The 17,845-nt window shown below is 68.1% G+C and carries 19 protein-coding genes; 13 read left to right on the forward strand and 6 right to left on the reverse strand.

Annotated features, from left to right (window positions below; all coding sequences use genetic code 11):
- Positions 1-108: 108 nt before the first annotated feature.
- Complete coding sequence (locus OU996_RS05870) at positions 109-894, forward strand: Bax inhibitor-1/YccA family protein (RefSeq protein WP_267584700.1); 786 nt, start codon at positions 109-111, stop codon at positions 892-894.
- Between the two features lie 84 nt (positions 895-978).
- Here OU996_RS05870 and OU996_RS05875 read toward each other — a convergent pair whose 3' ends face one another.
- Together OU996_RS05875 and OU996_RS05880 are read right to left on the reverse strand one after the other, a co-directional pair.
- Entirely contained in the window at positions 979-1,245 is a 267-nt protein-coding gene (locus tag OU996_RS05875; protein WP_267584701.1) for a hypothetical protein, read from the reverse strand.
- 85 nt (positions 1,246-1,330) lie between these two features.
- Entirely contained in the window at positions 1,331-2,032 is a 702-nt protein-coding gene (locus tag OU996_RS05880) for a winged helix-turn-helix transcriptional regulator (RefSeq protein ID WP_267584702.1), read from the reverse strand.
- A gap of 79 nt (positions 2,033-2,111) precedes the next feature.
- Here OU996_RS05880 and OU996_RS05885 point away from each other — a divergent pair, with 79 nt between their 5' ends.
- The 3 genes from OU996_RS05885 to OU996_RS05895 all read left to right on the forward strand — a co-directional run bounded on the left by OU996_RS05885 (position 2,112) and on the right by OU996_RS05895 (position 4,548).
- Positions 2,112-2,537 (forward strand): VOC family protein, encoded by a 426-nt coding sequence (locus OU996_RS05885; protein ID WP_267584703.1) that lies wholly within the window; start codon positions 2,112-2,114, stop codon positions 2,535-2,537.
- 30 nt (positions 2,538-2,567) lie between these two features.
- Positions 2,568-2,948, forward strand: a complete 381-nt coding sequence (locus tag OU996_RS05890; protein WP_267584704.1) for a DUF1428 domain-containing protein — start codon at positions 2,568-2,570, stop codon at positions 2,946-2,948.
- 157 nt (positions 2,949-3,105) lie between these two features.
- The gene (locus tag OU996_RS05895; RefSeq protein WP_267584705.1) at positions 3,106-4,548 is read left to right on the forward strand and encodes an NAD-dependent succinate-semialdehyde dehydrogenase; all 1,443 of its coding nucleotides are present in this window, start codon (positions 3,106-3,108) and stop codon (positions 4,546-4,548) included.
- A gap of 64 nt (positions 4,549-4,612) precedes the next feature.
- On the opposite strand, the gene OU996_RS05900 is transcribed toward OU996_RS05895, so the two are convergent.
- Both OU996_RS05900 and rutR read right to left on the reverse strand, forming a co-directional pair.
- Positions 4,613-5,263: a DsbA family protein gene (locus OU996_RS05900; RefSeq protein WP_267584706.1), complete on the reverse strand. Its 651-nt coding sequence runs from the start codon at positions 5,261-5,263 to the stop codon at positions 4,613-4,615.
- Between the two features lie 25 nt (positions 5,264-5,288).
- The gene (gene rutR, locus OU996_RS05905; RefSeq protein ID WP_267584707.1) at positions 5,289-6,035 is read right to left on the reverse strand and encodes an HTH-type transcriptional regulator RutR; all 747 of its coding nucleotides are present in this window, start codon (positions 6,033-6,035) and stop codon (positions 5,289-5,291) included.
- Positions 6,036-6,158: 123 nt separating this feature from the next.
- Between rutR and OU996_RS05910 the strand changes: the two genes are divergently transcribed.
- Positions 6,159-6,635 (forward strand): cytochrome b, encoded by a 477-nt coding sequence (locus OU996_RS05910; protein ID WP_267584708.1) that lies wholly within the window; start codon positions 6,159-6,161, stop codon positions 6,633-6,635.
- Positions 6,636-6,649: 14 nt separating this feature from the next.
- Positions 6,650-7,651 carry an esterase-like activity of phytase family protein gene (locus OU996_RS05915; RefSeq protein ID WP_267584709.1) on the forward strand — a complete coding sequence of 334 codons (1,002 nt, stop codon included), beginning with the start codon at positions 6,650-6,652 and terminating at the stop codon, positions 7,649-7,651.
- A gap of 15 nt (positions 7,652-7,666) precedes the next feature.
- Here OU996_RS05915 and OU996_RS05920 read toward each other — a convergent pair whose 3' ends face one another.
- Both OU996_RS05920 and rpmB read right to left on the reverse strand, forming a co-directional pair.
- Entirely contained in the window at positions 7,667-8,296 is a 630-nt protein-coding gene (locus tag OU996_RS05920) for a queuosine precursor transporter (RefSeq protein ID WP_420712702.1), read from the reverse strand.
- A gap of 5 nt (positions 8,297-8,301) precedes the next feature.
- On the reverse strand, positions 8,302-8,595 hold the full coding sequence (gene rpmB / locus OU996_RS05925) for a 50S ribosomal protein L28 (protein WP_267584710.1): 294 nt from the start codon (positions 8,593-8,595) through the stop codon (positions 8,302-8,304).
- Positions 8,596-8,887: 292 nt separating this feature from the next.
- On the opposite strand from rpmB, the gene OU996_RS05930 reads away from it, so the two are divergent.
- From OU996_RS05930 to OU996_RS05960, 7 genes are all read left to right on the forward strand, one after another.
- Entirely contained in the window at positions 8,888-9,730 is an 843-nt protein-coding gene (locus tag OU996_RS05930) for a DUF3108 domain-containing protein (RefSeq protein ID WP_267584711.1), read from the forward strand.
- A gap of 148 nt (positions 9,731-9,878) precedes the next feature.
- Positions 9,879-12,995: a helicase-related protein gene (locus OU996_RS05935; protein ID WP_420712703.1), complete on the forward strand. Its 3,117-nt coding sequence runs from the start codon at positions 9,879-9,881 to the stop codon at positions 12,993-12,995.
- A gap of 296 nt (positions 12,996-13,291) precedes the next feature.
- A complete protein-coding gene (locus OU996_RS05940) occupies positions 13,292-13,960 on the forward strand; it encodes a nicotinate-nucleotide adenylyltransferase (RefSeq protein ID WP_267584712.1) in 669 nt (222 codons plus the stop codon).
- Between the two features lie 95 nt (positions 13,961-14,055).
- Positions 14,056-14,493: a ribosome silencing factor gene (rsfS, locus tag OU996_RS05945; protein WP_267585615.1), complete on the forward strand. Its 438-nt coding sequence runs from the start codon at positions 14,056-14,058 to the stop codon at positions 14,491-14,493.
- A 9-nt stretch (positions 14,494-14,502) separates the two neighbouring features.
- Positions 14,503-14,985: a 23S rRNA (pseudouridine(1915)-N(3))-methyltransferase RlmH gene (gene rlmH, locus OU996_RS05950; protein ID WP_267584713.1), complete on the forward strand. Its 483-nt coding sequence runs from the start codon at positions 14,503-14,505 to the stop codon at positions 14,983-14,985.
- Between the two features lie 69 nt (positions 14,986-15,054).
- Complete coding sequence (locus OU996_RS05955) at positions 15,055-16,467, forward strand: murein hydrolase activator EnvC family protein (RefSeq protein ID WP_267584714.1); 1,413 nt, start codon at positions 15,055-15,057, stop codon at positions 16,465-16,467.
- Positions 16,464-17,813, forward strand: a complete 1,350-nt coding sequence (locus tag OU996_RS05960) for a S41 family peptidase (protein WP_267584715.1) — start codon at positions 16,464-16,466, stop codon at positions 17,811-17,813. Before OU996_RS05955 ends, OU996_RS05960 begins: the two co-directional genes overlap by 4 nt.
- Positions 17,814-17,845: the final 32 nt, after the last annotated feature.

The following is a 17,845-nucleotide window of genomic DNA, read 5'->3' on the forward strand; positions in this document are numbered from 1 at the left end:
TCGCAAACTTAACTTGCGGCAGGCGGGTGCGGACCTCATATTCCCGGTAACACTGCGTCAGGGCCGTCTCGGCACGCTGGCGCGCCACCGACGGGAGAGGATCCGACCATGTCCGACTACAACCGCAACGTCTCCGTGCCGCGCTTCGGGGCGACGGCGGCGCGGACGCAGGCCGAGATCGACCAGGGCCTGCGCGCCTATATGCTGCGCGTCTACAACTACATGACGCTCGGCCTCGCCATCACCGGCGCGGCGGCGCTGGGCATCTACATGCTCGCCGTCTCCGATGTGCCGACCGCGGCGGCCATCGCGCCGAACATCTACCTCACCGATCTCGGTGTCGCGCTGTTCCTCAGCCCGCTGCGCTGGGTGGTGATCTTCGCCCCGCTCGCCGCCATCCTGTTCCTGAACTTCCGGGTCGACCGGCTCAGCGTCGGCGCGGCGCAGAGCATCTTCTGGCTCTATGCGGCGCTGGTCGGCGTCTCGCTGGCCTCGATCTTCCTCGTCTACACCCATGACAGCATCGTGCGGGTGTTCTTCATCACCGCCGCGGCCTTCGGTGCTCTGAGCCTCTATGGCTACAGCACCTCGCGCAGCCTCTCGGCGATGGGCTCCTTCCTGGTGATGGGCCTGTTCGGCCTGATCATCGCCATGGTGGTGAACATCTTCCTCGCCTCGTCGATGCTGCAGTTCGTCATCTCGGTGGCGGGCGTGCTGATCTTCGCCGGCCTGACCGCCTGGGACACGCAGCGCATCAAGGAAATGTACTTCGCCGGCGACGACGATGTGGTGGCCGGTCGCAAGGCGATCATGGGCGCGCTGACGCTCTATCTCGACTTCATCAACCTCTTCATCATGCTGCTCCAGCTCTTCGGCAACCGGAACAGCAACTGATCGCGGCCAACGCCGCCACATGCAAAAGCCCCGGTGCGAGCCGGGGCTTTTTTGTTGGGCCGGACGGCGCACGCGGCCATCGGCTCACCAGCGCAGATTGTCCTCCAGCCAGTAGTTCACCTCGCGAAAACCCATGCCGCGATAGGGCTTGCGGGCCAGCACGATGTAGAGGCTGTCCTTGTCCTGCGTGAACTCGCGCAGCCGGTAGAACAGCGCCTCGTCCGTCTCCTCGGTCGCGACGGCGAAGGTCGTTGGCCCGATCTGGGTCCACGACATCTGCCGGATCGCCTCGATCATCGCGGCGGTGTTCTCGGGCGCGGCAAGTTCGAACGACACGATGAAGACGGCCATGGCCCCTCCGGCAGGTGGTTGGTCTCATTTTACGATGCACGGCATATGCCAGATGGTGGCGGAATGCCGGCTGGGCTCCGCAATGTCATGCAGGCGGGCGTTCGGCCTTGGGCAGCAGCGGGAACAGCGTGACGAAGCGCGCCGCGACCGCCCTGTCGCCACGCAGAACCAGCGCGCCGGCGGCTTCCAGCGTGTCGAGGGCCTGGCCGCCATAGATGGCTGCTGCCACCATCCGGGCGGCGCCGGCAAACACCACGTCCGGCGCCTTGGCGGCGCCGCGTTCGGCCTCGAAAGCCCCGTCGCGGATGCGCAGGGTGAACGTTTCGCCATCGAGATCGAGCCCGATGGTCGCGCGCATGTCGCCCGCCCGCTCGGGCGCGAACATGGTGCGCAGCGAGAGCAGCAGGGAGACCGCGCCAAAGGGCAGGGAGGGGTCATGCGCCGGCGAGCGCGAGGCCCAGCGCCCGAGCACCTGCAGGATCGGCTCGGCCTCATAGCCCCAACTTGTCAGTTCATAGACCGGTACGGAATGCGGCGGGGGCAGGCGCGTATGCGTAAGGATGCCCGCCACCTCGAGCGCTTCCAGCCGCTGGGTAAGGATATTGGCGCTGATCCCCGGCAGCCCGGCCTTGATGTCGCCGAACCGCTTCGGCCCCAGCATCAGCTCGCGCAGCACGAGGAGCGACCAGCGCTCGCCGATCAGGTCGAGCGCATGGGCGGCGGCGCAGGCATCGTCGTACCGACGACGGTTTTTGATGAATTCATCAGTTATTTTTATTAACTCCATGGTTGCTATGACTAACCATGTCCTCTATGTCTGGTCAAGGACGTGCCCTTGCGGAAGCTTTTCACTTCAGGAGGACGCCGTGCCCACACTCATCTTCATCAACCTTCCCGTCCGCGACCTCGGCCGCGCCATCGCCTTTTACGAGGCCATCGGGGCGCGAAAGAACCCGCAGTTTTCCGATGATACCGCCGCCTGCATGGTTGTCTCGGATGTCATTCACCTGATGCTGCTCACGCACTCGAAATTCGCCCAGTTTTCCCCACGCCCCATCGCCGACAGCCACGCGACGACCGGCGCGCTGTTCGCGCTTACGGAAGAAAGCCGCGCCTGTGTCGACGCCGTCGTGGCGCGGGCTGTTGCCGGGGGCGGTAAGGCCGACCCGCGCGCGCCGCAGGATCTCGGCTTCATGTATTCGCGCAGCTTCGAGGATCCGGACGGGCATGTCTGGGAGCCCTTCTTCATGGACATGGCAGCCCTGTCCGCCGAGATGGCGCCAGCCTCCTGACCATCCCACACATCACACCGAGGAAACGCCATGAGCACCACCAGCCCCGCCGTCGGCTATGTCGACGGCTTCCTGCTCGCCGTGCCCACCGCCAAGAAGGACGCCTATCGCGAGATGGCCGCAAAGGCCGCGCCGGTCTTCTTCGATCATGGCGCGCTCTCTCTGGCTGAAAACTGGGGCGACGATGTCCCGCACGGCCAGCTCACCGATTTCTATCGGGCGGTGAAGGCGGAGGCGGATGAAACCGTTGTCTTCTCGTGGGTCGTCTGGCCGTCCAAGGAGGTGCGCGACGCGGGCATGAAGGCCTTCATGGAAGACCCGCGCCTCAAGGACATGACCGACATGCCCTTCGACGGCAAGCGCATGATCTTCGGCGGCTTTGCTCCGCTCTTGCACGAGGCGCGGCCGTGAACTGACAGCGAGCACGCGCGCGGCCCGCCAGCGCGCGGCGCCTGAAGCTGCACAAGCCTTGTGATCACAAGGCCGATTGTCCGCCGGTCCCCGTGGCGCTAGATAGCCCTCAGGCGGGAGCGCCATGAGGGCGCTGCCGAACCGGAGGGCAAGACCCATGAACTGGGCGGATTTCAAGCGCGAGGCGAACTTCATCGACGGTGCGTGGGTGCCCGCCGATAGCGGCGCCACCATCGACGTCACCAATCCCGCGACCGGCGAGGTGATCGGCACCGTGCCGAATGCCGGCACGGCCGAGGCCCAGCGTGCCATCGTCGCGGCCGACAAGGCCTTTGCGAGCTTCTCGCGCACCACGGCGGATGAGCGCGCTAAGATGCTGCGCAAGCTCTACGCCGCCATCATGGACAACCAGCGCGCGCTCGCCGAGCTCCTCACCATCGAGCAGGGCAAGCCGCTCGCCGAGTCGATGGGCGAAGTCGGCATGTCCGCCGCCTATATCCTCTGGTTCTCCGAGGAGGCCCGCCGGGTCTATGGCGACACGATTCCCTCGCCCTGGGGCGACCGGCGCATCCTCGTCACCAAGCAGGCCGTCGGCGTGGTGGCCGCGATCACCCCATGGAACTTCCCGTCCTCCATGCTCGCCCGCAAGATCGGCCCGGCGCTGGCGACCGGCTGCACCTCGGTGGTGAAGCCGGCGACGCAGACCCCCTATTCGGCGCTCGCCTGGGGCGTGCTGGCCGAGCAGGTCGGCTATCCCGCTGGCGTGGTCAACATCCTCACCGGCTCCGCCTCGCAGATCGGTGGCGAGATGACGTCGAGCCCGATCGTGCGCAAAATCACCTTCACCGGCTCGACGCCGGTCGGCAAGGTGCTGATGAAGCAGGCGGCCGACACGGTAAAGCGCGTCTCGATGGAACTGGGCGGCAATGCGCCCTTCCTCATCTTCGACGATGCCGATCTCGACAAGGCGGTGGAGGGGGCGCTCGCCTCCAAATACCGCAATTCGGGCCAGACCTGCGTCTGCGCCAACCGCTTCTACGCCCAGGCCGGCATCTATGACGCCTTCGTCGAGAAGTTCGCCGCCGCCTCCGCCAAGCTCAAGGTCGGCTCCGGCCTCGAGGACGGCGTGGTGCAGGGCCCGCTGATCGACGCCAAGGCGGTGGAGAAGACCGAGAGCTTCGTCGCCGACGCGCTGGCCAAGGGCGGCAAGGTCATCACCGGCGGTGGCCGTCATGAACTCGGTGGCCAGTTCTTCCAGCCGACCGTCATCGCCAACGCCACCTCGGAGATGAACTTTGCCCGCGACGAGATCTTCGGGCCCGTCGCCCCGGTGTTCCGCTTCGAGACCGAGGAGGAGGCGGTCCGCCTCGCCAACGACACCGAGTTCGGCCTCGCCTGCTATTTCTACACCCGCGATCTCTCCCGCGCCTTCCGCGTCACCGAGGCGCTGCGCTATGGCCAGGTCGGCGTGAATGCCGGCGTCATCACCACGGAAGTCGCGCCCTTCGGCGGCGTGAAGGAATCCGGCGTCGGCCGCGAAGGCTCGAAATACGGCATCGAGGAATATCTCGACATGAAATATGTCTGCCTCGCCCTCTGAGGCCGGCTGACACAGCAAGGGCGCGCCACGGCGCGCCCTTTTTGTTTGTGGCGTTCGCCCCGGCCTATTTCGTCTTGGCGCGGGTGCGGGCGTCGTTCACGACGCTGGCGAAGCCTTCATAGTCCAGCGCGGCGGCAACCTTGTAGGGGCCGACGAGATAGACCGGCGTTCCCGGAAGCTGCAGCGCCTCGGCCTGCTCATTATTGCGCTTCAACAGGGCGCTGATGGCCTGCCCATGCGTCTTGAGATCGGCGGAGAGCTTTTTGCGGTCGATCCCGGCTTTCTCCAGCAGCGCGGGAAACCGGCCGGTGTCGCCGCGCAGGGAAGCGGTCATCAGCGTTTCATGGGCGCGCTCATAGCGGCCCTGATATTTGGCGGCGAGGGCATATTGCGCGGCGACCACCGAGCTTTCGGCCAATATCGGCCAATCCTTGTAGACGAGGCGCACATGGCCGTCGTCGGCCACCAGCTTGGCAAGTGCCGGCGCGGCCTTGCGGCAGTAGCCGCAATTGTAATCGAAGAAGGTGACGATGGTGACGTCGCCCTTCGGGTTGCCGCCCACCGGCGCCTCGGGGTCGAACAGCAGCGCATCGACATCCAGCGTCTTGGTGGAGAGCACGCCACTGCTCACGAAGGGCGCGGCGAACAGCGTGCCGAGCGTGGCCAGGGCTCCCGAACGCAGGAGCTGGCGGCGGTGCAGTGGCCGGGACGGCATGGCGGCTCCCTGGAGCTTCCCGATATCAGCCGCCCGTTCGCACGCGCACGCCATCGAGAATGATGCGTTGTATGTTGCGTGCAGCCTCCTCCGCAAAGGCCTCGTCGTCCAGCCCCGTATTGAGCAGCGCGTCGATCTGTACCGCGAAGTCCGCATAATGCTGCGTGGTCGCCCAGATCGAGAAGATCAGGTGGTGGGGATCGACCGGGGCGAGCCGTCCCGCCGCCGTCCAGGCGCGGATCACCTCGGCCTTGGCGTCGACCAGTTCCTTGAGCGAGGTCTCCAGCTCCCGGCGCAACAGCGGCGCGCCCTGCACGATCTCGAAACAGAACAGCCGCGAGGCTTCCGGGTGGGTGCGCGAGAACAGGATCTTGCGGCGGATGTATTCGCCGATGCCGGCCACCGGGTCGCTGTCGAGATCGAGGCTGCGCAAGGGGTCGAGCCACTGGTCGAGCAGCCGGCTGAGCGCGGCGACATAGACCTCGTCCTTCGAGCCGAAATAGTAGAACAGGTTGGTCTTCGACACCTGCGCCTGCTCGGCGATCTGCTCCACCGTCGTGCCGTGCAGGCCGTGGCGGGAGAACAGCATCAGCGCCGCATCGAGAATCGCGGTGCGCTTGGCCTCGATGCGCTTGCGCCGGCGCGGGGTGCGCGGCTCGGCCGAGCGGGAGCTGCGGCGAACCGGGCGGGCGGGCTCCGGCGCCTCTGGGGCGGCGGTATCGTCGGTGCGGGGCGGCGTCGGCGCGCGCTTTGATCGAGTGGCGCCTGCCAAATCTGCCTCCCTATGCATCATGCCCGAAACGGGTCATCGCCGACCATCTCCGCCTGACATGGCATGGAAATCCTTCGCATCGCAATATGGTGCCGGAGCGTCACCCCCGATTCGGATGCCGAGATGCCGATTGCCTATGACCGCGTTGCCCGCCTGTTGCACTGGACGGTGGCGGCCCTCATCCTCGTGCAATTCGCCACCGGCTGGAGCTGGGGCTATTTCGAGCGGGGATCAGACCCGCGCTTCTATCTGTTCCGGCTGCATCTGTTCTCCGGCTATGCGGTGCTTGGGCTTGTCGTGCTGCGCATCGTCTGGCGGCTGACGCACCCGGCGCCGCCGCTGCCCGCCGGAATGCCGCGCTGGCAGCACATCCTCGCCCACGCCACCCATGGCGTTCTGTACCTCGCCATCCTCATCCAGCCGATCCTCGGGGCGGTGACGACCAGCGCTTTCGGCAAAAGCCTCGGCACCGGGCGCATCCATGTGGCGCTCGCCTATGGCATCGCGGCGCTGGTGGTGGTGCATGTGGGCGCCGCGCTGTGGCACCATTTCGTGCGGCGTGACGGGCTGATCCTGCGCATGCTGCCGGCGCGACGCTGAGGATAGGGACGAGGATGCTTTATTCAGCGGGTGTTTCACGCGCGGTGATTGCCGGGCTGCTGCTCCTCTGGGCCGGTGGGGCGCAGGCCCAGGTCGCCCCCATCGAGGTGAACGCCACGGCTATCCCCGTTGACCGTTTCGAGCCCGGCGGGGCGCGGCGCTTCGGCCCGCTGGAGTTTCGCGGCGGGCTGGTGCTCTCCTCCCCCGCGGCGGATTTCGGCGGCATTTCCGGGCTGGTCATCCAGCCTGATGGGGCGAATTTCCGTGCCATCACCGACAAGGGCATGTGGCTGGCCGGGCGCATCGAGGCGGAGGGCGACCGGCCGACCGGTATCAGCGGCGCGCTGATGGCGCCGATACAGGCCGCCAAGGACCGCACGCTGGCGCGGGATGGGCGTGGCGACGTGGAATCGCTGGCGCGCACGGCGACGGGCTATGTCGTCGGCATCGAGCGGCAGCAGGAGGTCTGGAGCTTTCCCGCCGGGCCGCTGACCGCGCCCGGCAAACGGCTGATCGCCGATCCGGCCCTCATGGGTCTCGGCAATAATCAGGGGCCGGAGGCGCTGCTGGCGCCGCCGGGCGCCACGCCGGCGCCCATCATCGTCATCGGGGAAGAGAGCCCATCCGATCCCGGCGTGCTGCCGGGCTTCCTGTTCGATCCGGGTGCGAAGCCCGCGTTGACGGGGCGATTCACCATCACGCGCGTGGACGAGTTCTCCGCCACTGACGCCGCGATCTCCGATGATGGGCAGGTCTATCTGCTGGAGCGGCGCTATGATGCGCTGCGCGGCGTTGCCCTGCGGCTGCGCCGTTTTCCGCTGTCGGAGATCCGTGAGGGTGCGGCGATTACCGGCGAAACGCTGCTGCAGGCCAACCGTGCGGCGTCCATCGACAACATGGAAGCCATCGCCCTTCACCGCAACGCGGCGGGCGAGCTCATCCTCACGCTGATGTCGGATGACAATTTCTCGCCGCTCCAGCGCACGCTGCTGCTGCGTTTCGCGGTCGTCGAATAGGGGCGGGGAGAGAGCTCAGCGGGCGAAGGTGCCGCGAACCTGCTGGCCGTTCCAGGGCTTGAGCCAGCCCATCAGCGCGCCATAGGGGATGAGCGCGAGCAGCGCGCAGGCGACCTTCACCAGGAAGTCGAAGAAGGCAAGGCCAACCCAGAGCGGGACGGTGATGCCGGTGGTGGCATAGGTCACCGGGCCGGACATATCGACATCGCCGGCGAAGGCGAGCGAGAAGAACAGCACCGTGTCGATCGCCGAGCCGAGCAGGCTGCCGGCGAGCGGGGCGTGCCACCAGCTCAGGCGACGCAGGCGGTTGAACACGCCGATGTCGAGAAGCTGGCCGACCAGAAAGGCCGAGCCCGAGGCCAGCGCGATGCGCGGCGTCGCCAGCCAGATCGACAGCACGACCGCCAGCGCAAAGCCGGCATAGACCACCTGCCGCGCCACGGCCGGGCCGAAGCGGCGGTTGGTCAGGTCATTGACGAGAAAGGCGAGCGGATAGGTGAAAGCACCCCAGGTGAGCACCTCGGCGAGGCCGAGATACTCCACGGGGTGCTGAACCAGCACATTCGAGGCCGCCACCACCGCCATCATGGCGGCGACGGGGATGGCGAGGCGCGTGGCCGAAACCTCGGTGCCGGCGATCTTCATGGCAATCAGGCCGCGGCGGCAACCGAGGCCTTGGCCACGGCGCGCTTCAGCTCGGCAGCCTTCGGCGACAGCTCGTCGATCGAAGCCTTGGCGAGGAACGCATCGAGGCCGCCGCGATGATCGACAGTCTTGAGAGCGTTGGCACTCACGCGCAGCTTGACCGAACGCTTCAGCACGTCGCTGGTGAGCGTCACGTTCACCAGGTTCGGGAGAAACCGGCGACGGGTCTTGCGGTTAGAGTGGCTCACGAGATTGCCGGTCAGAACCGCCTTCCCGGTAAGTTCGCACCGACGGGACATCGTGGACTTCCTTAAGTTCGCAGCCGCTGCGCCGCAGGCTATGACAAAAGCCTGACGATCCCGCATACGGCATCGGTGAATTAGAGGTGCGCTCCTATAAGGAAGCCCCCGGCGCCGTCAAGGCCGGCCTGCCGGTTAAGCCGGATGGAGGGCTCGCACGGGTCGCGCGTGCCGCGTTCGTGAGCGGGCGAGTCACAGTTCCGCCGCCTTCCGCCGCCATCGGAATCCGGGATAAATGACAGTCTGGCGCAATCGGTGACGATTCGCCCTGTGGTTCGGGATCCGTGTCTTCATGCATCGCTTTGGCCTCTCGGCGCTCCTTGCGCTCGCCGGTTCCGGCGTAGCGGCATCCGCTCACGCGGATGGGCGTCTTGAGGCGCGCTACACGCTCTCGCTGGCGGGTCTGGAACTCGGCCGCGCGGCGCTGCTGCTGGAAGTGGACGAGCGCTCCTACACAGCGTCCGGCAGCGCCCGCCTCACCGGCATGGCGCAGGCGGTCTCGCCCGGCAAGGGCACTGCGGGCGCGCGCGGGGCGGTCGCCCGTGGCGCGCTGGAGCCGCGCGCTTTCGCCATGGAAGCCGAGTCCGACCGCAAGGCCGAGGCGATCCGCCTCGTCATGAGCCGCGACACCGTCACCGAGATGCGCGTCGAGCCGCCGGTCTCGGAATCGCCGGACCGCGTGCCGGTGACCGACAAGGACAAGAAGGGCATTCTCGACCCCATGTCCGCCGCCCTTATCATGGTGCCCGGCGGCGATGACGCGCTGTCGGAAAAGGCCTGTGACCGCGTGCTATCGATCTTCGACGGGCGCCAGCGCTACGACCTCCAGCTCTCTTATGAGCGAATGGAGGATGTGAAGGCGGAGAAGGGCGGCTATGCCGGCCCGAGCGTGGTCTGCCGCATCGCCTATCGCCCGGTCGCCGGCCACAAGCCGAACCGTGCCGGCGTCAAATACATGATGAACAACAAGGAAATGTTCGTCTGGCTGGCGCCGATCGCCGGCACGCGGATGCTTGTGCCGTTCCGTGCCAGCGTGAACACCGCCATCGGCGTCGCGCAGATCCAGGCGGAGAGCTTCGTCAGCGAGCCGATGGTCGGCCGGGGCGCCAAGCCGACCCGCGCGCAGGTTCCCTGAGCCTCTGGCGGGGCGCCTGTCCAGCGCCCATGTTCCGGGCGCGGATGGTCGCGCGGCATTGTGACTGCCGCTGCGCGAGGCGTGTCGCTCATCCTTCCGGCCTCGTGCTACAAGGGCCCTCCCGCCGGCCCGACGGACAACAAGCCCCATGAACATCGCCCCGCCGGGCAAGGCCCCTTACCCCCGCATCCAGGCGCTGCCGCCCTCGCTGCGCGCGCGGGGCGTGACCGCCGTGCTCGGCCCGACCAATACCGGCAAGACCAGCCTCGCCATTGAGCGGATGCTCGGCCATTCCTCCGGCCTCATCGGTCTGCCGCTGCGCCTGCTCGCCCGCGAGGTGTATCAGCGCCTGGTCGAGCGCGCCGGCGAGGGGCAGGTGGCGCTCATCACCGGCGAGGAGCGCATCAAGCCGGCCAATCCGCGCTTCTGGGTGTCCACCGTCGAAGCGATGCCGCGCGATCTCGACGTCGCCTTCGTTGCGCTGGACGAAATCCAGATTTCCGCCGATCTCGACCGTGGCCACGTCTTCACCGACCGCCTGCTGAACCGGCGCGGGCGGGAGGAGACGCTGCTGCTCGGCGCCGCCACGATGCGCCCGCTGGTGGAGAAGCTGCTGCCGGGCGTGAACATTCTGGTGCGCCCGCGCCTCTCCCAGCTCACCTTCGCCGGCGAGAAGAAGCTCACCCGCCTGCCGCGCCGCTCGGCCATTGTCGCCTTCTCGGCGGATGAGGTCTACGCCATCGCCGAGCTGATCCGCCGCCAGCGCGGCGGGGCGGCGGTGGTGCTCGGCGCGCTCTCTCCGCGCACCCGCAACGCGCAGGTCGAGCTCTACCAGAATGGCGATGTCGATTATCTCGTCGCCACCGACGCGATCGGCATGGGCCTGAACCTTGATGTCGATCACGTCGCCTTCGCCGGCAATGTGAAATATGACGGCTGGCAGTTCCGCCGGCTCAATCCCGGCGAGATCGCCCAGATCGCCGGCCGGGCCGGGCGTGCACAGCGCGACGGCACCTTCGGCACCACCGGGCGCTGCGAGCCGTTCGACGCCGAGCTGGTGGAGCGCCTGGAGGCCCATGCCTTCGAGCCGCACCGCGTTCTGCAATGGCGCAACAGCGCGCTTGATTTCGGCTCCATCGAGGCTTTGCACCGCTCGCTGAGCGTGGTGCCGCGCGAGGAGGGGCTCACCCGCGCACCCACCGCCGAGGATGTGCTGGTGCTCGAGGCGATGGCCCGCGATCCCGCCATTCGCCGCCACGCGCAGGGCGCGAACGCGGTCGAACGGCTGTGGGAGGCCTGCCAGTTGCCGGACTACCGGAAGGTATCTCCGGCCTCCCATTCCGACCTCGTCTCGACCGTCTATGACGATCTGATGCGCCTCGGACGCATCTCGACGGACTGGTTCGCGAAACAAGTGGCCTTGGCGGACCGGACGGAAGGTGACATAGACACGCTGTCGGGGCGCATTGCGCAGGTTCGTACCTGGACCTTCGCGGCAAACCGGCCGGACTGGCTCGACGACCCGGACCATTGGCGGGGTGTCACACGGCGTGTGGAAGATAGGCTTTCCGATGCGCTTCACGAACGGTTGGCCCACCGTTTCGTGGATCGACGGACCAGCGTGCTGATGCGGCGCCTGCGAGAGAATGCGATGCTCGAAACTGAAATCACCAAGACCGGCGACGTCATTGTGGAAGGCCATGTGATCGGCCATCTGCTCGGCTTCCAGTTCGCCGCCGATGCGTCGGCCGGTGGGCCCGAGGCGAAAGCCTTGCGCACTACCGCCCAGAAGGCGCTGTCCGGCGAGATCGAGGCACGCGCTGCGAAGCTCGCGGAGGCGGCGGACGATGCGTTCGTGCTCTCCGCCGACGGCACGCTGCGCTGGATCGGCGATCCGGTCGCCAAGCTGATCCCCGGCGAGGAGGTGCTGACCCCGCGCCTCAAGATCATCGCCGACGAGCATCTGACCGGCCCCGCCCGCGACGCGGTGCAGGCGCGCCTCGATTTGTGGCTCAAGTCGCATATTGAGAAGCTCCTCGGCCCGCTGCTGGCGCTCGGCAAGGCCGAGGATATCACCGGCATCGGCCGTGGCATCGCCTTCCAGCTCGTCGAGTCGCTCGGCGTGCTGGAGCGCCACAAGGTCGCCGAGGAGATGAAGAGCCTCGCGCAGGAGGCCCGCGCGGTGCTGCGCGGTCATGGCGTGCGATTCGGCGCCCATCACATCTACCTGCCGGCGCTGTTGAAGCCGGCGCCGCGCGCGCTGGCCGCCCAGCTCTGGGCTCTCAAGCATGGTGGCCTGCAGCAGAAGGGGCTCGATGAGCTCCCGCACCTTGCCGCCTCGGGCCGCACCTCGATTCCGGTCGACCCGGAGATCCAGAAGGGCCTCTACCGCGCCGTCGGTTTCCGCGTCGCCGGCGAGCGGGCGGTGCGCGTCGATATTCTCGAGCGCCTCGCCGATCTCATCCGCCCGGCGCTCGCCTGGCGGCCAGGAGCTTCCGGCGAGAAGCCGGCCGGCGCCTTTGACGGCTCGGGCTTCCTCGCCACCGTCGCCATGACCTCGCTGGCCGGCTGCGCGGGCGAGGATTTCGCCTCGATCCTGCGTTCGCTCGGCTACCGCATGGAGCGCCGCCCCGCCCCGGTCGAGACTGCGCCCGTCGAAGCCGCTCCGGCCGAGCCGGCTGCGGTCGAGGTGGTGTCGGACACGTCCGAGGCGCCCGCTGAGGTGCCGGTCGGCACCGACGTTGTCTTCGACCAGACGGTCGAGCCTGCGCTGGAACCGGAGGCCGTCGCTGAGGCTGTCGCGCCGGTTGCCGCCGAGCCGGTCGAGATCACCGCCGATGTCACGGCCGTCAGCGGCGAGGTCTTCACCGATCCGGTGTTCGACCAGACCGTCGAGCCGGCGCTGGAGGCGGCTGTCGAGACGCCTGTGGAAGCGTCGGCCGAGGAAGCGTCGGCGGCGGCTGCCGCGGCTGAGGTTGCTGCCGAGGCGCCGGCCGAGCCGGCCATGATCGAGATCTGGCGTCCCGGCCGTCCGCCGGGCCAGAATCGTCCGGGCCATCGCGGCAAAGGCGGGCCCGCCCGTTCCGGCCGCGCCGAGGCTCCGGCCGGTGATGCTGCCGCCGGCGCCGCGGCTCCTGCCCGCGAGGGCGAGGCTGGCCGTGGTGAGGGTGGACGTCGTCCGTTCCGCGACGACCGCCGTCCCGAGGCGCGCGCGCCGCGTCCCGAGGGGGGAGGCCCAGCGTTCCGGTCGTCCGCCGCGCCGTGATGAGAATCGCGGCGAACGCGGGGAAGCCCGGCGCGACGAGCGTCCCGGCGGTGGCCGTGGGCCGCGCCCGCAGGGCGAACGTTTTGGTGGCCGGCAGGACCAGCGGCCGGATGCGCGGCAGGAACCGCGCCACGAGCCGCGCCAGGATGCGCGTCGCGACAAGCCGGTCGATCCCGATTCGCCCTTCGCCAAGCTGCTCGCGCTGAAGGCGCGCATGGAGGCGGAGAAGAATGGCGGCTGACCCCGTCGCCTTCCGCCGCTGAGCGGAGGGCGGTGCCATCGGCACGGATGCAGCCTTGCCGACCACAGGGCCGGCGCCGCTGGCGGCCGCGACCCGCATTCCCCCGCTCACGCCGGGGATGCGGATCGGGCTGTACGGCGGCAGCTTCAACCCACCCCATGCCGCCCATCGCGCGGTGAGCCTGCTGGCGCTGAAGCGCCTGCGGCTTGACCGGGTGTGGTGGCTGGTGACGCCGGGCAATCCGCTGAAGGACAATCACGGCCTGCCCCCGCTCGATGAGCGGCTGGCGCAGGCGCGGGCGATGGCGGATCACCCGGCTCTCATCCCCACCGGGCTGGAGGCGGGGCTCGGCACCCGCTTCACCTATGACACGGTGGCCACGCTGGTGCGCCGCTATCCGCAGGTGCGGTTCGTCTGGCTGATGGGGGCGGATAATCTCACCTCCTTCCATCGCTGGCAGCGCTGGAAGGATCTGACGGCACTGCTGCCCATCGCGGTGATCGACCGGGCGGGCTGCTCGCTGAAGGCCACGGCCTCGCCGGCGGCGGGCGCGCTCGGGCGCTTCCGCATCAATGAGGCGCAAGCGGCCACGCTGGCGGATCGGGCGGCACCCGCCTGGGTCTTCCTGCATGGATTGAAGTCGCCCTTGTCCTCTACTGCGCTGCGGCGGCAGGGCATGGGAAGAGCCGGCGGCGGCCCCACGGCCACGCTGGTTGAAAAATGAGCCCTTTGAGACTATTTTAAGCCGGCATTAACGGCGTGGAGGTCTGCGCCGTGTCCGTTGCCGAATTGACGAGAGGATCCGGACCCCTGTCCATCATGGCGCTCTCAGCAGCCGCCTCCAGCCCGGCGACTGCACCCGTCTCCGAACCGCGTTACGACGCCGAGGAGATTCTTGCCCTGGCCCTGGCCCGTCTTGACGACGACAAGGCCGAGGATATCGTTTCCATTGAACTGCGCGGCAAGACCACCATCGCCGACTATATGGTGGTGGCGTCCGGCCGTTCCCAGCGCCATGTCGGCGCCATCGCCGATCACCTTGTCGAGGCGCTCAAGGAGCGCGGCGTCAAGGGCATCCGGGTCGAGGGCATGCCGTCCTGCGACTGGGTGCTGATCGATGCGAACGATATCATCGTCCACGTCTTCCAGCCGGAAGTCCGCGGCTTCTACAACATCGAGAAGATGTGGTCGGGCGCCCACCCGGGCGGCGCGACCAAGGGTGTGGCCGCGGCCCTGCCCAGCACGCCGCACGGCTGAGCGGCGCGCGTGCGACTGGTGATCGTTGCCGTGGGCCGGCTCAAGGCCGGTCCCGAGCGGGAGCTGTGCGCACGCTATATCGACCGGACCGCGAAGGGCGGGCGTGCGCTCGGCCTGTCGGGCCCGGATGTGCTTGAAATCGGCGAAAGCCAGGCCCGCCGCCCCGAGGACCGCATGGCCGAGGAGGGCGCCGGCATCATCGGCGCGCTCGCGGCCGAGACGGCGGTGATGGGGCTCGACCCGCGTGGGGCCGAACTTTCCAGCGAACAACTCGCCGCCGATATCGCCGCCTTGCGCGATCGCGGCGTGCGCGCGCTATCCTTCCTGATTGGCGGCGCGGACGGGCTGAGCCCGGCGGCGCGGGGGCGGGCCGACCGCCTCATCGCTTTCGGACGAGCGACGTTCCCACACCAGCTTGTTCGCGTCATGATGGCCGAGCAGCTTTACCGCGCCACCACCATCCTCGCCGGCCACCCCTACCACAAGGCATGAAGCGGGAGGACGGCGGCGCGGTGGTGCGGCGGTAACGCAACATTAACCACGCGCACGTTCCCTCAGCCGATGCCCGAGAGACGCCGACTCACTTACCCGTCCCCCGCCGCCTCCACCGGGCGCGGCGCGCACGGGCGCGTTTTCAAGGATGGCTGGCTGAAGCGGGGCGTCGCGCTGTCGCTCGCGCTCACCCTTGCCGTGCCGCTCGTCGCTCCTGCCGCTATCGTCCCGGCCCGCGCCCAGACGGCAGACGCGCCGTCCTCCCCGGAGGCACCTGATGCGCCGGCCGATCCGCGTCAGCGCATGGAGCAGCTCGACACCGACATCAAGGGCAGCGCCGCCGAGCAGGAGCGCCTCGCCACCGAGATCGCCGCGATCAAGGGCGACCGCGCCAAGCTGAACAGCGCGCTGATCGACACCGCGCTCAAGGTGCGCGACGTGGAGGGCAAGCTCGACGCCAGCGAGCAGCGCCTCATCCAGCTCGGCCGTGAGGCGGCGGACATCCGCGAGTCGCTGGACGCCCGGCGTGACACGCTGGCCGATGTGCTCGGCGGCCTCTCCCGGCTCGGTCAGCGTCCGCCCCCGGCCTTGCTGGTGCGCCCGGACGACGCGCTGCAATCGGTCCGCTCGGCCATTCTGCTCGGCGCGGTGCTGCCGGAACTGAAGGCCGAAACGGAATTATTGGCCAGCGAACTCGCCGCACAGGAGCGTGTGCGGCAGGAAACCGCCCGCGAGCGGGACGCTCTCGCAGAATTGAAGGTCTCGCTGGCGGAGGAACGCCGGCGCACGGCGGCGCTGGTGGATGAGCGCCAGGCCTCGCTGGAAGCGGGCGAGGCGGCGCTGCGCTCGGAGCAGCAGCGCGCCGCCGCCCTCGCCGCCGAGGCGGGCAATGTGCGCGAGCTGGTCGACCGCGTGGAGAAGGAAATCGCCGCCGCGCGCAAGGCTGCTGACGCCGCGAAAGCCGCGCCGACCGAGACGAATCAAGGCCCGGCGGCCCGGCTCGCGGCGCTGCAGAACCCCGCGCGGCTCTCGCCGGGCATCCCGTTCGATACGGCCAAGGGTATGTTGCCGCTGCCGGCGGGCGGGGCGATTCTCAAGGCGTTCGGCACCGAGGACGGCTATGGTGGACAGGAGAAGGGCATCTCCTTCGGCACCCGCGTGGAGGCGCAGGTCTCGGCGCCGGCGGATGGCTGGGTGGTCTATGCGGGGCCTTTTCGCTCTTATGGGCAACTCTTGATCATCAATGCCGGCGGCGGATACCATATTCTTCTGGCGGGAATGGATAAGATAACCGTGGGTCTGGGACAGTTCGTCCTCTCGGGCGAACCGGTGGCGGTAATGGGTCAAGGACCGCAGCTTGTGTCATCGGTCGGCCTTGGAACCGCCCAACCCATTCTCTATGTCGAGTTCCGCAAGGATGGTAACTCGATCGATCCAACGCCCTGGTGGGCGACGAGCGAGAGCGAAAAGGCACGCGGATGATGCGTAAGACGTCAGTATTTCTGTTTGGCGCGGCGGTCGGCGCGCTGGTCGCCGTCGGCGCGTCCCAGCCGCGGCTTCTTCTCTCGCCGACGCAGGCGATGGCCGCGGCCTCCGACACCTACCGGCAGCTCAACCTGTTCGGTGACGTGTTCGAGCGCGTGCGTGCCGACTATGTCGAGAAGCCCGACGATGCCAAGCTCGTCGAGGCGGCTATCAATGGCATGCTGTCCTCGCTGGACCCGCACTCCACCTATATGGACGCGAAGGAATTTCGCGACATGCAGGTGCAGACGCGCGGCCAGTTCGGCGGTCTCGGCATCGAGGTCACCATGGAAGACGGCCTCGTGAAGGTCGTCACCCCGATCGACGACACCCCGGCGGCCAAGGCCGGCGTGCAGGCGGGCGATCTCATCGTCAAGCTCGACGATGACGAGGTGAAGGGCATGACCCTGCAGCAGGCGGTCGACAAGATGCGCGGCGCTGTGGCCACCCCGATCCGGCTCACCATCGTCCGCAAGGGTCAGGACAAGCCGCTCGAGCTGACGCTGACCCGCGACATTATCAACATCAAGTCGGTGCGCTCGCGCGTCGAGGATGGTGACATCGGCTATATCCGCATCACCTCCTTCAGCGAGCAGACCGGCGAGGGGCTGAAGAAGGCGATCGAGGATCTGACCAAGCAGATCGGCGAGGACAAGCTCAAGGGCTTCATTCTCGACCTGCGCAACAATCCCGGCGGCCTGCTCGACCAGGCGATAGACGTCTCCGATGCCTTCCTCGATCGCGGCGAGATCGTCTCCACCCGCGGCCGCAATGCCGACGAGACCGAGCGGCGCAACGCGCGTCCGGGCGATCTCGCAAAGGGCAAGCCGGTGATCGTGCTGGTCAATGGCGGCTCGGCCTCGGCGTCTGAAATCGTCGCCGGCGCGCTGCAGGACCACAAGCGCGCCACCATCCTCGGGTCGCTGTCCTTCGGCAAGGGCTCGGTGCAGACCGTTATCCCGGTGTCGGGCAATGCCGCGATCAAGCTGACCACGGCGCGCTACTACACGCCGTCGGGCCGTTCGATCCAGGCCAAGGGCATCTCGCCGGATATCGAGCTGGTTCAGGACGTTCCGCAGGACGTCAAGGAGAAGGCCGAGGCGGCGGGCGTCGAGACGACGCGCGGCGAGGCCTCGCTCAAGGGTCACCTGAAGAATGGCGAGGACGAGAAGACCGGCTCGCCGGCCTATGTCCCGCCGGATCCGAAGGATGACACCCAGCTCAAGCTGGCCATCGACCTGATCCAGGGCGTGCAGAAGAACGCGGCCTACCCGGCCGACCCGAAGGCCGCGGTCCCGAACTGACCGTCGCCCACGGCGCGCCCGGTGGACCGGGT

Origin of the sequence: Ancylobacter sp. SL191, from assembly GCF_026625645.1 — a bacterium.
GTDB lineage: Bacteria > Pseudomonadota > Alphaproteobacteria > Rhizobiales > Xanthobacteraceae > Ancylobacter.